A 15266-nucleotide genomic window follows, 5' to 3' on the forward strand; every position below is an offset into this window, starting at 1 on the left:
ATTACTCCTTGTGGTCCGCAATGTATCCGAGAGCGACGGCGGCATAAGCCGCGGCGCCGAGGGGAAGCTCGGCATCGTTAAAGCGCGCCTTGGGATGGTGCTGGGCAAAATGCTCATCCGTATCGGTTACAGCGGCGCCCACGGTAAAGTACGCGCTCGGGATCTCGCTCGAGATAAGCGCAAAGTCCTCGCTCGCCATGGCGTGGAATAACGGCAGGAAAGCTGCCTTGGGCAATGTCGCACCCACATAGCCCAGCGATGCCTGGGTCATATCGTCATCGAGTACGAGCGGCGGAACATCCGAGAGTGTCTCGATGGTCGCCGGTGTGCGATACGTTGCCGCGACGCCATTGACGACCTCGGCGATGCGGGTCTTAAGATGCGCCATGAGCTCGACATCGAAGCCGCGCAACGTTCCCTCGAGCACGCAGGTGTCGGGGATGACGTTGGCCGCCAAACCGCCAGCGAACTTACCCACGGTAAGCGCGACCTCCTTGGCCGCCGGCACCTCGCGAGAGATAAGCTCCTGAAGCGCCAGGTGCACATGCACGCCGGCCGTGATGGGGTCGATGCAAATCTCAGGGCTGGAACCGTGGCCACCCTTGCCCTGCAGCGTGATGCGGAAACCGTACACGCCCGAGAGCGCCGGACTCCCATAGAGCACTAGGCCGAGCGGCGACTGGCTGTTGACGTGCATGGCAAAAGCCGCCTGAGGACGCGGGTTCTGCAGCAGACCGTCGGCGATGGCGGCGCGGGCGCCCTCAAAGGTTTCCTCGCCCGGCTGGAACAGCAGCTTAACCGTGGCATTGGCATCGACAAGCTCGGTCTCGCGAGACTTGAGCAGGCGGGCGGCACCAAGCAGGGCCGTCGCATGCATATCGTGGCCGCAAGCATGCATGCAGCCGTTGACAGAGGCAAAAGGCTCGCCCGACTCTTCCGCGACGGGAAGGGCATCCATGTCACCGCGCAGCATGATGACCGTGCCGGCCTGATCGTCCGTGCACGTACCGTTGCCCTGGGCCGCCACGGCCGCACCGGCACCGATGAGGCCCACAACACAGGAGCCGTCGACGAGCGTGGCGAACGGGATGCCCATCTCGGTCAGACGTGCCTGGATATACGCAGAGGTTTGCGGAAGGCAATTACCCAACTCGGGCGTCTGATGCAGATCGTGGCGCCACGCAGCAAGCTTGTCTGCAAAAGCTTGAGCCTCGGCAACAAGACCGTCACCGATAGCGGCTTGCGCTGCCGGGGTGGCCTTGGGCGCTGGTTGCGGTTGAAAATCGGACTGAGCTGGTGCCATAGATGCCCTCCAGTATTATTTGTGCAGCAAACACTTTGATGGTCTAAAGTGCAAGGTATAACTGTAAGGGCGTTACATAAAAAACGCCGCCCCAGGAGGGCGGCGCAACAAGTTGTTTACAATTGCGGGCGCGGCTTTTTGCGCAAAAAATCAAAGTGAGTCTCGCTCAAGATAATCGACAGGAAGATAAGCACGAAGCCGGCGAGCAGGCGCGAGGTGAGCGCCTCCCCCATCAGCAGCACCGAAAACAACACGCCCGAAGGCGACTCCATCGAAAGAAGCAGTGAGCCCGTCGAGGCGGGGACATGCGCCAAACCGACGTTTTGGACGAGCAGCGCCACGCATGTGCAGCCCACCGAGAGGAAAACAGCCACACCGATAAACTCCGGCGTCCATGCAGAGAGGGGCGCCTGGGTCTCGAATAGCAGCGACGTGATTAAACTCAAAACGCCATTGCCCACAAACATCCAAAACGTGATGACGTTGATGTCCATCTTGCGACCGTACTTGGCAGTCACCGCCATCTGGATGGCGAAGAAGATCGCGCCGCCCAAGGTAATAACATCGCCGGCATTGAACTCGACGCTATCGAGCGCTACCAGGCCAATACCCGCCAGGCACAACAACGCTGCACCCAGGTTATACCGGGTAAGCTTTTCACCGCTCAGGACATAGCTTGCAAACGGCACAAGGATGCAATACGTGCCGGTCAAAAAAGCGCTCTTGCCCGCCGTGGTCTGTGCCAGGCCGATCGTCTGCAAACCGTAGGCACCCCACATGAGCGCACCCATGCCAAGCCCGACGATCAGGTTGCGGGCATTGAAATGAGCGATGATGCGCTTATGGAAAATTGCAAACATAACCAGTGATGCCGGGAGAAAGCGAACATAGACCAGCTCGAACACCGGAATGGTGTCGAGTGCGTCCTTCATAGTGGTAAAGGAGTAGCCCCAGATAATCGCCACCGAAAGCAGTAGAACTTTCCAGAACAACGGCGAGCGTGCGCCGGCACCCCGGGGAATACCACCCGCGCCCAAATCCTCACGGGCTACAGGGCTATCGGGCATGTTTTCGATTTCGTTGGCAGCGTATTGGGCCATGGAACATCCTCGCACTCAATCTGGGCGTGGTGTCCGCACGCGTATGGCTGCGTGCCGCCTCATGGTCAAATAAAAACGGGACGCGCCGGACCCCCGGCACGCCCCGCTACTGTAGCAACAACCAAGCAGCTCATGCAATTCACTCAACTAAAGCGTCGAGCCGGAAGGCCTCGATGTTCCGTCAACGCCACATTGTCGCGCTAAATCAATTTGGTCGACTCCAGCTTTTCGATGATCCAGTCGTTGGCCTTGATGACCGGGCGGCGGAAGACGACGCCCAGGCCCAGCGACGGAATCAGGTAGCTCGCCAAGATACCCAGCTCAATCCAGTACTCCATATGGTAGGCGCCAGCCATGGCGGCGTGCATGGCGTTGATGCCGTGGGTAAACGGCAGGAACGGGTAGATCGCCTGGAACACGGGGCCGGTCATCTCGATGGGGAACGTACCGCCTGAACCGCCGACCTGCATGACCAACAGCACGACAGCGAGCGCCTTGCCGATATCGCCAAACGAAACCGTGAGCGTGTAGACGATATTGGAGAACACGAGACTCGCGACCCAACCCGCCAGCACAAACTGCAGCGGGTTGTCGCATTGGGTGCCAAAGAACAGGATGTCGCCCGCGCACACGAGTGTCGCCTGCAGCAGGGCCAGACCTCCAAAGAACAGGTAGCGGCCCAGGTAGATCTCGTGCAGGCGCACGGGGATCAGCTCGTTGATGAGCTCATCGTCAACCGATACCTTCATCATGGCCGCCAGCACGATCGAGCCGACCCACAGCGACAGGATCGTATAGAACGGCGCCATGGCCGAACCGTAATTGCGGATCGGATAGACCGGCTTGCGGTCGAGCGCGACGGGGCCGGAAAGCGACACGGCCAAACCCTCGGGATCGTTGCCGATCATCGTCTTGATCGTGGCAAGGTCGTCCGACATCAGGGCGCCATCGAGCTCGTCCTTAAAGGCGCTGATCTTGTCCGATGCCTCACCCAGCTGATCGGAAGCCTTGTTGACCAGCGTCGCAGCCTTGGAGAGGCCCTTTGCGAGCGAGCCAGAGGCGTCGGTCAGACCGCTCACGGCGCTATCCAAGTCACCCGAGATACCGTTCAGGGAATCCAGAACGCCCGAAATGGTCTTCTTGAGCTCCTTGGCCTTAACCGAGAACGTGGAATCGTAGTCGGACTTGGCTCCCGAGATACCCGCCTTGGCATCGGCGATGGCCTGGTCGACCTCGGCACGCGAGTTGTTGACCTCCGCCATGCCGTCCGAAAGGGACTTTGCGGTCGCCGTCAGGTCCTTCGCATTGTTGCGGTACTCCACGGCAATTCTGCCCAGCGACGTCGCAGCGGACTCGAGACCGTCTTTGAGCTTGTCATCACTCACCTGGTCGGCAAGGTTACGGAGCTGATCGGTCATCGCATCGATATCGTCAGCACGCGTATTGAGCGCCGCTGCGGCTTCGTTGAGCTGAGACACCGTAAGGTCAACATGCTGATTCGCGGCATCGAATGCCTTCGCAAGCTCGGCGGACACGTTGTCGAACGAGCCCGCGCTTCCGTCAATCGCCGCGTCAACGGCATCGTTGGCGGCCTTGAGCGCTTCCTTGGAATCATTGATGCCACTCTTGGCGTGCTCCATCAGCTGCTTCGTCGACTCATCAACGGTGCCCGTCTGCTTGAGCATGCCGCCCGCCGATGTCAGTGAATCGGACGTGGAGCTCAAAATGCCCGCGAGCGACGTCGCACTCGCCTGAACGTCCTGCAGGTCCTCGACCGAATCGCCCAGCGTCGAGGACAGATTGGCGATAAAGCTGCTCACCTGGTCGGTACTCATATAGTCGAGCAGGCTGGACACGGTCTTAAGGCCGATGGTCGTGATGGTCTTGGTAAAGGTCTCGTTGACCTGACTCTGGACGGCGCTCGAACCCTTTTCAGTCACGATCTGTGCGATGGCGTTGGCCTTCTGATTCTCATAGAACTCGATATCGGCGTGCTTCACCTCGGTCGAGAAAAGCGTCATCATGTCGGCGCTAAACGTTTTAGGGATAACGACGGCAGCGTAGTACGCGCCCGACTTAACGCCCTCAATCGCCTTATCACGGTCGTTGAGGACGACCCAGTCGAAGTTCTCGTTGCCGCGCAGGGTGGCGGTTACGTTTTCGCCCACGTTGACCTCGACGGGAATCAGATCGCTCTCGTAACCCTCATCGGTGTTGACCACTGCAATCTTAAGGTTGCCGGTATTGCCGTAGGGATCCCAGCTTCCGGCGATGTTAAACCATGCATAGAGACATGGCACGATGACCAGGCCCATCACGACGACCATGCCGATCACGGAGCGAGACACGTTTTGGACATCGCGCTTAAACAGGTGCAGGATGTTTTTCATTTATGCCTCACCTCCTTTAGAGTGCTTGCCAAGCGAGGTGGTGTCCCCGTCGTTTCCGTTTACGTTGTCAGCGCCGTCGGCATCTTGAGCCTTACGATGCGCACCGATATGCGACAGACGGCTCGTAGGCTGTTCGCCTCCCTTGGCGCCACGCTCGCTGGCGTTGAGACCAAACATGCGACGGGCGGCAGGGATGGCAGCCGTGTGCTCGCGCATCTCGCGGCGAAGGTCCTCGTCCGAAAGCGCCGAGATACGCATCTGGGTATTGAGGCTCGCACGGATGTATTCGATGTTGATGAGCCAGCCGCAGATGGCGATAACCGAAATGATCCAGATAACGAGCAGGATGATCTTGCCGTTATTGTCGATATCGAGCACCGTCGAAAGCACAAAGAGCAGAACCTGCACGCCTACCACGGCGGCAAAACCGCCCTTGATGTAGTACGGGTAGCGATGCTCAAACGCCACGGCATGATCGAGCAGCTCGCGACGGTACGAATCCGAATCGAGCATGACGCGCATGGCCGTGCGCAGCGAATAGCGCTGGCGCGGCAGGTCGTTGGACTCGCAGATCATGAGGCCCGTCGTGGAAAGCTGCTTGTCAAAGAGCAGGTTGAGGTTGAGCAGCAGCGGACGCAGCTGCAAGCCAATAAAGAGTGCGATGGCAAGGAACACGCCCAGGATGCACAGGTTGAACAGGTAGTTGAACGAATACATGCCACCGACGGTCTCGCGCAGCAGGTTGATGCCATAGGTGAAGGGCAGCAGCGGATGCAGCCATTGGAAGAAGCCGGGCATCATCTCGATGGGATACATGCCCGACGAGCCGGGGATCTGCACAATGACGAGGATGACGCCAATGGCTTTACCGATATGCTTAAACGTGGTGGACAGCGCATAGATGATGTTGACGTAGGTGAACGAAATAGCGATGCCGCCCAGTACAAAGAGCAGCGGATTGACGCACTGAACGCCAATGACCAGATCTCCCACCGTAACGATGATGGCCTGCAACGCACCCAGGATCACCAGCAGCAGCCAGCGGCCAAAGTAGCCCTGACGCGCCGTAAAGCTACCGATGCCCTCGCGGTCGACCTCGAGTTTATAGATAGCGATGAGCACATAGCCGCCTACCCACAGCGCCAGATTGGTGTAGAAGGGCGCGATGCCCGAGCCAAAGCTCTTGACCGGATAGATTGACTTGGACGTCAGCTCAACCGGAGATGCCATGAAATCTGCCACGTCATTGACGTCGACGTCCATGAGGTCGGCTAACTCGCCCATAGACTCAGAGGTCTGCAGCGCCGCAATGTCATTGGCGGCGGTCACGAGCTTGTCCTGAACCTTGGCAAGGGAGGCGTCGGTTTGGGACAGCGTGGTCTTTGCCTGCTTGAGCGTGGCGTCGAGCTGCGCCAGCGTGCCGCGCGCGCTCGCTATCGTGGGGGTCATACCCGACACAATGCCGGTCAAATCGCCCGAAACGGCGGCAAAGGAGTCAAGCGCGCTCGAAGCCTTCGGAAGTGCGTTCTGACCCAGATCGGTCTGAGCCTGACCGAGGTTAGCCGTACCGGTCTGAATTGCCGCGTTGAGTGCGTTGCTCGCGTTCGAGATTGCCGTAGCGTCGTTTGCCATGGCGCTCGATTGTGCAGAAAGGCCATCCTTGATGCTCTGCAGCTTCTGGTTTTGCTCGCGAAGCGAATCGATGGTCGATACAATGCGCGCGTCAATTTCCTCGGAACCTGTCGACGTGTCATTAACGAGAATCTCCAAGTGCCCGATAACGGCCTTATTGTGATCGATCGTCGCCTGGAGAGACTCGAGCGAGTTGTCGATGCGGGTGGTCGTAGATGTGACCGTACCCGTTAGCTTGCCAATCGCAGCGTTCGCGGAGGCTGACGTCTTGGTGAGTGCAAGGCTACCTTCCGAGAGTGCCTTGGAGAGCGAGGTGATAGAGTTGCCCGCCGTGGCGCGAGCCTCGCCCAGCAGGTCGTTGCCCTGGGAGATTGCCTGCGTCAGCGACGGTGCCTGACCTTGCAAGCCGGCAAGCGCCGCATCAGCCGAGGCGATAGCGCCACTCGTCTTATCGATGGCGGCATTCATATCGCCAATCGAATCGCGCACCTCACCCAAGGTGTCGGATGCCTCGGACACCGAACTTGTCAGCGAGTCCTGAGTCTGGGTTGCCTTGTCCTTTAAATCGACACCGGCATCCTTGGCGATACTGGCAACAGTCTCGCCCACCGTGGAGACAAACTCCGAGTTGATCTGCTCCTCGATGGTGTTGGCACCGGTATCGGTGACCTTGGGCGCAATGGCGCTCTTCTTCTCATTGACGTAATAGGTGAGCTTCGGCTGATGGTAATTGCCATCGAGCATCGAGACAAGATTGTCGGAGAAGTTCTTGGGGATTACGATCGCCGCGTAGTATTCCCCGCTCTCGACGCCCTCTTTGGCATCGGCAGCCGAGTCGACGAAGGTCCAGCCCAGCTGATCGTTTTCCTTGAGCTGGTCGACCACCTTATCGCCTGCATTGAGCTCGCCCACCAAGTCATTCTGGGTGCCCTGATCGTTGTTGGCGATGGCGATTTTAATGCCCTGGGTATTTCCGTACGGATCCCAGTTGGCAACGATGTTGTACCAGGCATACAGCGAGGGAATGACGCACACGCCCAAGGTAACCACCAGGGCGACGGGGTTCATAAGCAGTCGCTTAATGTCGCGCTTAAATATCGCAAAGGAGACCTTTGCGTTGGATAGTTTGCTGCCGAGACTCACGCTTGGACCATCCATCCTGTCGTTGAATCAAATCGTACTATCAAAAACCATTGTACGTAGGCGCTTTAGCGTCTCGAAGCACAATGGTATTGAGTTTTGCGGGTAGCAATATACTACGAAGATTAGTTAACGTACAGTTGTACAGTATCTCAAATTTCAGCAGGTCACAAAACCACAACCCGCACAAATTAGCAATCCGAATAGTCATCGGGGGCGTTCTTAAACTACCAGTCAAACAAGAACGTCCCCCAACGACCACTTTTTCTCCGTCCCCAAGGGATCATTATTGGACCGTCGATGTTTTGGTAATGCCAGCGAGCGGTCACCAGAGCGAACAAATTGGCATGAAAAGAGGACGGCATAGACCTTCTGGTCATGCCGTCCTCTTTGAATGACAAGTTGTCGCTCTGGTGCCCGCGCAGCGTCGGCTGGTCCGCCGTTCGTTAGAACGGCGGAACGAAGGGCAGCGTCGAGTAGTTACGCGGTTCGTAGAACCGCGTAACTACCCAATTACATAAGCTCGCAGACAGCTGCTGCGAAGGCAACGGGGTCCTCAGGGAGGATGCCCTCGACCAGCAGGGCCTGATCGTAGAGCAGGCCGGAGTACTGCTTGATCTTGTCGGCGTCGCCGGCCTTCTGGGCAGCGACGAGCTTGGCGAAGACCGGGTGTTTGGCGTTGAGCTCGAGCACGCGCTGGCTCTTGGGCATACCGTCGGGCGCGCCCTCAGGACCCTTCTGAAGCACCTTCTCCATCTCGAGCGAAAGCGGACCCTCGGTGGTGATGCAAGCGGGGGCATCGGTCAGGCGCGCGGAGACGGCAACTTTCTCGACCTTGTCACTGAGCGCCTCCTTCATAGCGCTAAAGAGGTCCTCGTTCTCCTTGGTGGCGTCCTCGGCCTCCTTCTTCTCGTCCTCGGTCGCCAGATCAAGATCGCCAGTCGCGACGTTCTTGAGCTCCAGGTGACGATCCTCGACCTCGGGCTCGGCACCGTCGGCAACGGCCTTCTCGGCAGCCTCGCGGGCGGCGTCGTCTTCGTAGATCTTAGGCATATCGGCGGCAACGTACTCACGCATAGCCTGGAACGTAAACTCATCCACATCCTGCGTCAGCAACAGCACGTCATAGCCGCGCTCGAGCACGCCCTTTACCACGGGCATCTTGGCCAAGCGCTCACGCGAGTCGCCGGCGGCGTAGTAGATGGCCTTCTGATCCTCGGGCATGCCCTTGGCATACTCGGCCAGGGTAATCATCTTCTGCTCCTTGGCAGACCAGAACAGTAGCAGGTCGGCGAGCTCATCGGCCTTCATGCCATAGCTCGAGTAGATGCCGTACTTAAGGCCGCGGCCAAAGTTCTCAAAGAACTTCTCGTAGGCCTCGCGGTCGTTGTCGCGCATGTCCTCAAGATCGGCAGTGATCTTCTTCTCGACACGCTTGGCAATGGCCTTGAGCTGACGGTTCTGTTGCAGCGTCTCACGCGAAATATTGAGCGTCACGTCGGCAGAGTCCACGACACCGCGCACAAAGTTGTAGTAGTCGGGCAGCAAGTCGTCGCACTTCTCCATAATCAGCACGTTGGAACTGTAGAGCGCCAGGCCCTTCTCGTAGTCCTTGCTGTACAGATCGAACGGGGCGCGACCCGGCACAAACAGCAGCGCATCGTACTCAAGCGTACCCTCGGCATGGAAGCTGATAGTGCGCGCGGGATCGTCAAAGTCGTGGAACGTGGACTTGTAGAACTCGTTGTAATCCTTCTGCTCAACGTCGGAGCTGCGCTTTTTCCAAATCGGCGTCATGGAGTTGATGGTCTCGAGCTCCTGGTAGTCCTCGTACTCGGGCTTGTAGTCGTCGCCGGCGTCCTCGGGCTTGGGTTTCTGGCGGCTCTTGCTCACCATCATCTGAATCGGGTAGCGCACATAGTTGCTGTACTGCTGAATCAGGCTCTTGAGGCCCCACTCGGTCAGGAAGCGATCGTAGGTCTCGGCCTCGCCGTCGGCGTCGAGCTTCTCGTTCTCGCGCAGCGTCAGGATGACATCGGTACCGTGCTCAGCACGCTCGCCATCCTCGATGGTGTAGCCCTCAAGACCGTCGGACTCCCAAACGTGGGCGGTGTCCTCGCCATAGGCGCGGCTGACAACCTTTACGTGGCTGGCAACCATAAAGGCAGAGTAGAAGCCCACGCCAAACTGACCGATGATGTCGACATCGGAACCCTGCTGCTCGGCGTTCTCAGTCTTAAACTCCTCGGAGCCGGAATGGGCGATGGTGCCCAGATTGCGCTCGAGCTCCTCGGCGGTCATGCCGATACCGTTATCCGAAATGGTGATGGTACGGGCATCTTTATCAAAGGAAACACGGATGGCCAGGTCGCCCTGGTCGAGCTTGACACTCGGATCCTGCAGGCTCTTAAAGTTGAGCTTGTCGACGGCATCGCTCGCGTTGGAGATAAGCTCGCGCAGGAAGATTTCCTTATTGGTGTAGATGGAGTTGATCATGAGGTCGAGCAGTTTTTTGCTCTCGGTCTTAAATTGACGCATGTGCAGTCCTTTCGCGCTACCCCCGTCCGCAAAAACGGCCCGGTTGCCCGAGCCGCATTGCAGACCTGCTATGTTCAGACTTAGATTTTATAACCCATTAGCGCGCATATATACATACGGAATCGAAAAACTGTATGTCCAAACGCTCTGATGCACCAATTGCCAAGGAGTGTCCCCGACTGCCGGCAGGAAAGGAACGTCCCTATCTGCCATCTACGCGCTTGGCCATCCAAACATGGGGCTGGCCCTCGTCTTCATAGTCCACCGGGGCAATCTGCGTGTAACCCGCCTTGGCATAGAGTGGTAGCACGTATTCCTGCGCGTGCAGCTTAATGAGCTTGGAGCCGGCATCACGCGCGCACGTATCACTGGCCTCGACAATCTTGCTCGCCAAACCGCGACGGCGCATGCTCGGCAGCACGGCCACGCGCCCCATAATGTAGGTCTCCCCCGCCGCGACGCCTTCGTCCAAGTCGCACGCCGGCGACACCGGAGCCTCTGCGTCAGCCGCGCGCTCAAGCTCTTCGGGAAACACGCGCGAGCAACCGGCAAGCTCACCGTCTACATAGAGCGTCACATGGATGCAGTTCGGATCCTCGTCGATAGCGTCAAACTCATTCTCGTAGCCCTGTTCGTCCATAAAAACGACGCGGCGCACCAACGCCGCGTCATCAAAGCATCCCGTCTTAAGTTGGATATCCATGGCTGCCCTTTCATTCAATGCGAACGTTAGGGACAGATTTTAGCGAAAATGAGCTCCGCGCACGCTAAACTTCGCGCGAGCCTTCGCCAGGCAGTCGTAATGACCCACGTTATGGGCATCGCTCGCGATGAAGCTGTACAGGTTCTGATCGAACAGGCGCTGTGCCGGCTTTTTCTCGCGACCAAAGCGACCGCCGGCAATAAAGTCCGCCGAAGCCTGCAGCTTGCAGCCCATATCGACCAGGCGCTCCGCCACGCTTACATCCTTTTGAACCGCACGATAGCGCTCAGGATGAGCGATGATCACCTGGTAGCCACGGCACTGCAAATCGTAAATCGTGTTCTCGTACTCTCTAAACGCATACGCATCGGCATGCGTCGAAAGCTCGAGCAGAAACTCGTTGGTCCCATCGAAATGCAAGTGATCCGCGGCATCGATACCAAGCTCAACGAGCTTTCGATGGTTGACCTCGAAGCCCATCTGGAGCGGAAAACCGTCAGCGTTATCGCGCAGCAACTCAAAGGCATCCCACATCTTGTCGTAATCAAAATAGGGATCACGGCAGTGAGGAGTGCAAACGATTCTGGTTACACCGGCCCGCTTGGCAGCCTCGAGCATCGCCAAGCTCTCTTCGAGATCGGCGGCGCCGTCGTCTACACCCGGCAAGATATGGCAATGAATGTCACGCATAGGTCAGCCTTAATCAACTAAACGTTTGCTCGGTTGGTGAAGATGCCCTTTTTGGAAGTGCCCCGATCGTCGGAGCCCTTCTTAACCTTCTTACCGTCCTTGGTGTAGTAAGAATAGTAGTACTCGCTGGTCTCGGTCTCACAGTAATTCATGACGGTACCGATGAGCTTGACCTTCTCGGACTTCTTAAGCTGGGCGATAGCGTTGAGCGCCTCTTCGCGCTTGGTAAAGTCCTCGCGCACCACGAACAGCGCGCCGTCGGTCAAGCTGGCAATCTCGGCAGCATCGATGAAGGTGCCGACCGGAGGAGCATCGAAGATGACGTACTGGAACTTGGCGGACAGTGCCTTTACCAGCTTGGCAAAGCGATGGGAGACGATGATGTCGGCAGGATTGGGAATGTGCGGCTCGGCATCGAGGAAGTAGAAGTTCTTCTGACCTGTCTCGACAATCGCCTGGTCGATAGAAACCTGCTCGGACAGGACTGCATAGAGTCCGCCGCGGGAGCGGACGCCGAGCATATCGGCAAGGGACCTGCGACGCATATCAGCCTCGACCAGCAGGACACTCTTGCCGCTCGTGGCGATTGCCTGAGCAAGATTAATGGAAACCGTAGACTTGCCCTCGTTGGGAATCGAGGAGGTAACGGTGATGGTGCGAATGGGGTCGTCCACGCTCGCAAAGCGGATGTTGGCCAGAAGGGTCTTGGCGGCATTCTGCACAACGAGCTTATCGGTGTTCTTTGCCTTAGCCATGCCTATTTACCACCTTTCATAGCCGGAATTCGGCCAACAACGGGAATACCCAGGAGCTCTTCTGCCTCTTCGGCACCGCGGATGCGGGTATTGAGCATGTCTGCCAAAACGACATAGGCAACTGCGATAAAGATACCGGCGAGGAACGCGACGGCAATATACAGCGTGCGCTTGGGGCCGCTGGGGGCTTCGGGGGTCTTAGCCTCGTCGATAACGTTGATGCTCTGGGCAGCGCCGACGTTCTGAGCGACCGTACTCACCGAGCTGGCAATGGCCTTTGCGACCTCAGCCGACTCCTTGGCATCGGTGCCGGTAACCGAAAGCGTAATGACACGCGTGGTGGTCTCGGAGGAAACAGACACCTTGTAGTCATCCAAATCGGTGAGGCCCAGTTCTTTGGCGGCGCCGCTCTTAACGCTATCGCTATCCAGCAGCGTGGCGATATCGTTGGAAAGCATCTGGCTCGCCGAGAGATCGTTGTAGCTCATCTGACCGCTATCGTCGGTCTTGGCGAGAATGTACATGCTCGTCGTCGCGGTATAGGTGTTGTCCATCGCAACGAAGGACACGATGCCCATGGCGATCGCGCAGACCACCGGAAGGGTGATGACCAGCTTGAGGTGCTTCTTCAGCAGCTGGAACAGTTCGAGAAGGGTCATGCAGCTTGCCTTTCATTTCCCCAGTTCGGATTGACAAAACTGTCCGTATGTTATCGCATCTTTTTACCGAGACCAAACTCTATACATAAGAAACAGGCTCTCCTGTAAAAATGTCGGAAGCAATCGTAAAATTGCACAACAACGCCGCACCCGAAAGTCAAATGCGGCGTCTACATCAATATCTGTGTTGTATCGCTATGCGAATGGCTCGTCCTGCTGTATGGGAAACGTCACCGTAATGGTGGTTCCCACGCCCAACTCGCTCGACAGATCAAGCGTGGCGTGATGATACAGGGCCGCATGCTTGACAATGGCAAGCCCCAGGCCGGTTCCGCCGCGTGCCTTGGACCTACTCTTGTCCACGCGATAGAACCGCTCAAATACCTTGCCCTGTTCTTCAGGCGCGATACCGATTCCCGTGTCGGCGACAGCGAGGAACGGATGGCCTTCGTCGTTAGTGCCGCACTGCAGCGTAACCGTACCGCCGGGCCGATTGTAGCGGATGGCGTTGCTTGCCAGATTATAGATGAGCTCGTCGACCAAGCGCGACACGCCTTCGATGACCACAGGCTTGGTCTCATGACTTATCGTCACATTCGCCTGACGGGCAACCTGTTCAAGACGCTGCTCAACCGCGTAGATCGCACGCGAGAGCTCAATAGGCTCCGTGGACCCAATGGGCACTGCCTCGCCTTCAGTTGCACGTTCGGCCTCGTCCAAGTTAGACAGCGTAAGGATGTCGTTGACAAGCGCTGCCAAGCGGCCCGCCTCACGATAGATGCGACCGCCAAAGTTGCGCAGGTCGTCCTCGCCCTCGACCATGCCATTTGCGATGAGCTCGGCATAGCCCGAAATCGCCGTAAGCGGCGTCTTGAGCTCATGGGTGATATTCGCCGTGAACTCGCGGCGCATACGGTCGTTGTCCGCTAGCACCGCCATTTGGCGCTTGAGTTCCTGGCGCTGCGACTCGATACGCTCAAGCATGGGGACCATCTCGGCATAGGCGTGCTCATAGCTACGGCGTGGGTGATCCAAATCCACCTCTTGCAACGGCGCGATGATGGCACGGGACTCACGGCGCGCCATAAAAAACGAGAGTACCGCACCCGCTGCTGCGATAAGCAGCATCGGCGCCAGCATCGACAGCAAAATCGCCGCAACGCCAGGCTGGGCCTGCGCCAAGCGGACGACCTGGCCGTTATCAAGGGTGACGGCGCGATACAGCATAATCTCGTCGAGTGTAGAGCTTGCGCGCTCCGCGGAACCCGAACCACTCTCAAAGGCCTCGATGACCTCGGGGCGATCGCCATGGTTGGGCAGTGTGGAAGGCGACGCCTCGTTGTCGTAGGCAACAGATCCGTCCTTATTGATCAGCGTGATACGAAGATCCTCGCGATCGAGGCTTCGCAAGAACGGAATGGGCTCCTGCTGCTCGTCGAGAGCGGCAGCAATGAGCTCGGTTTCCTGCGCCAGATTGGCACTCGTGGCATCCGCCAAAGTGTTTTGCACAAAGAACGCACCCAGCACCGTAAACGCCACGATAACCGCCATGGCGCAGACAAAGATCGTCACAAAAACGCGGTGCGACAGCGTATGTTTTCCCTGGGGGGCGAAGACCACGGGTTACTCCTCCGATGCGGTGGCCGCGGTGTCGTCGCCTTCGGCACCATCACCGGCAGAAGGCTCGGCCAGGCGATAACCCACGCCGCGCACGGTCTCGATGGCGCTGGCATGCTCGCCCAGTTTTTGGCGAAGCGTCTGCACGTGCACGTCAACGGTGCGCGAACCGCCGTCGAAGTCCCAGCCCCACACGCTCTGCAGCAACGACTCGCGGGTAAAGACCACGCCGGGCTTGCGCATGAGGTACTCGAGCAGGTCGAACTCGCGCAGGGTGAGCTTAAGCGGCTCGCCGGCAACGGTCACCTCGCGATGGCTGGGCGAGAGCACGATGTCGCCCACGCTGAGCACATCGCTCGCCTGCTTGACCATGCCGCCGCGACGCAGCAGTGCGCGGCAGCGGCTCGCAAGCTCCATGAGCGAAAACGGCTTAGTCAGGTAATCGTCGGCACCGCCATCGAGCGCCATCACCTTGTCGAGCTCGGTGTCCTTGGCGGTAAGCATCATGATGGGCACCGTCGCCGTCAGGCGATCGGCACGCAGACGACGCATAATCGCCAAGCCATCGGTGTCGGGCAGCATGATATCGAGCAGCACAGCATCGGGCACCCGTCGCGCCACGGCAGCTTTAAACTCGCCATCACACGAAAAGCCCTCGGCCTCGATTCCCTGCTTGCGCAGCGCGTAGACTGTCAAATCCCTGATGTTGTCATCGTCCTCGACGTAATAGATCATGTTG

11 protein-coding genes are annotated in these 15266 nt (G+C 58.2%); all 11 read right to left on the reverse strand.

Annotated features, from left to right (window positions below; genetic code table 11):
* Position 1: 1 nt before the first annotated feature.
* Positions 2 to 1303, reverse strand: coding sequence for a M20 family metallopeptidase (locus DWV43_RS00925; RefSeq protein ID WP_199569324.1), 1302 nt, complete (start codon positions 1301 to 1303; stop codon positions 2 to 4).
* 116 nt (positions 1304 to 1419) lie between these two features.
* Complete coding sequence (locus tag DWV43_RS00930) at positions 1420 to 2403, reverse strand: DMT family transporter (protein ID WP_055250488.1); 984 nt, start codon at positions 2401 to 2403, stop codon at positions 1420 to 1422.
* Between the two features lie 200 nt (positions 2404 to 2603).
* A complete protein-coding gene (locus tag DWV43_RS00935; protein ID WP_117816960.1) occupies positions 2604 to 4793 on the reverse strand; it encodes a YhgE/Pip domain-containing protein in 2190 nt (729 codons plus the stop codon).
* Complete coding sequence (locus DWV43_RS00940) at positions 4794 to 7568, reverse strand: YhgE/Pip domain-containing protein (RefSeq protein WP_233539186.1); 2775 nt, start codon at positions 7566 to 7568, stop codon at positions 4794 to 4796.
* 510 nt (positions 7569 to 8078) lie between these two features.
* Complete coding sequence (htpG, locus tag DWV43_RS00945; protein ID WP_117816962.1) at positions 8079 to 10103, reverse strand: molecular chaperone HtpG; 2025 nt, start codon at positions 10101 to 10103, stop codon at positions 8079 to 8081.
* Positions 10104 to 10305: 202 nt separating this feature from the next.
* Positions 10306 to 10806, reverse strand: a complete 501-nt coding sequence (locus tag DWV43_RS00950; RefSeq protein ID WP_117816963.1) for a GNAT family N-acetyltransferase — start codon at positions 10804 to 10806, stop codon at positions 10306 to 10308.
* 39 nt (positions 10807 to 10845) lie between these two features.
* Positions 10846 to 11496, reverse strand: a complete 651-nt coding sequence (locus tag DWV43_RS00955) for a tyrosine-protein phosphatase (RefSeq protein WP_055250497.1) — start codon at positions 11494 to 11496, stop codon at positions 10846 to 10848.
* Between the two features lie 17 nt (positions 11497 to 11513).
* Complete coding sequence (locus DWV43_RS00960) at positions 11514 to 12251, reverse strand: CpsD/CapB family tyrosine-protein kinase (protein WP_117816964.1); 738 nt, start codon at positions 12249 to 12251, stop codon at positions 11514 to 11516.
* A gap of 2 nt (positions 12252 to 12253) precedes the next feature.
* On the reverse strand, positions 12254 to 12910 hold the full coding sequence (locus tag DWV43_RS00965) for a YveK family protein (RefSeq protein ID WP_117816965.1): 657 nt from the start codon (positions 12908 to 12910) through the stop codon (positions 12254 to 12256).
* A gap of 195 nt (positions 12911 to 13105) precedes the next feature.
* A complete protein-coding gene (locus tag DWV43_RS00970) occupies positions 13106 to 14530 on the reverse strand; it encodes a cell wall metabolism sensor histidine kinase WalK (protein ID WP_117634258.1) in 1425 nt (474 codons plus the stop codon).
* 3 nt (positions 14531 to 14533) lie between these two features.
* Positions 14534 to 15262: a response regulator transcription factor gene (locus DWV43_RS00975; protein WP_089572665.1), complete on the reverse strand. Its 729-nt coding sequence runs from the start codon at positions 15260 to 15262 to the stop codon at positions 14534 to 14536.
* Between the last annotated feature and the right edge of the window lie 4 nt (positions 15263 to 15266).

It is taken from the genome of Collinsella sp. AF05-9, assembly GCF_003465595.1.
GTDB lineage: Bacteria > Actinomycetota > Coriobacteriia > Coriobacteriales > Coriobacteriaceae > Collinsella.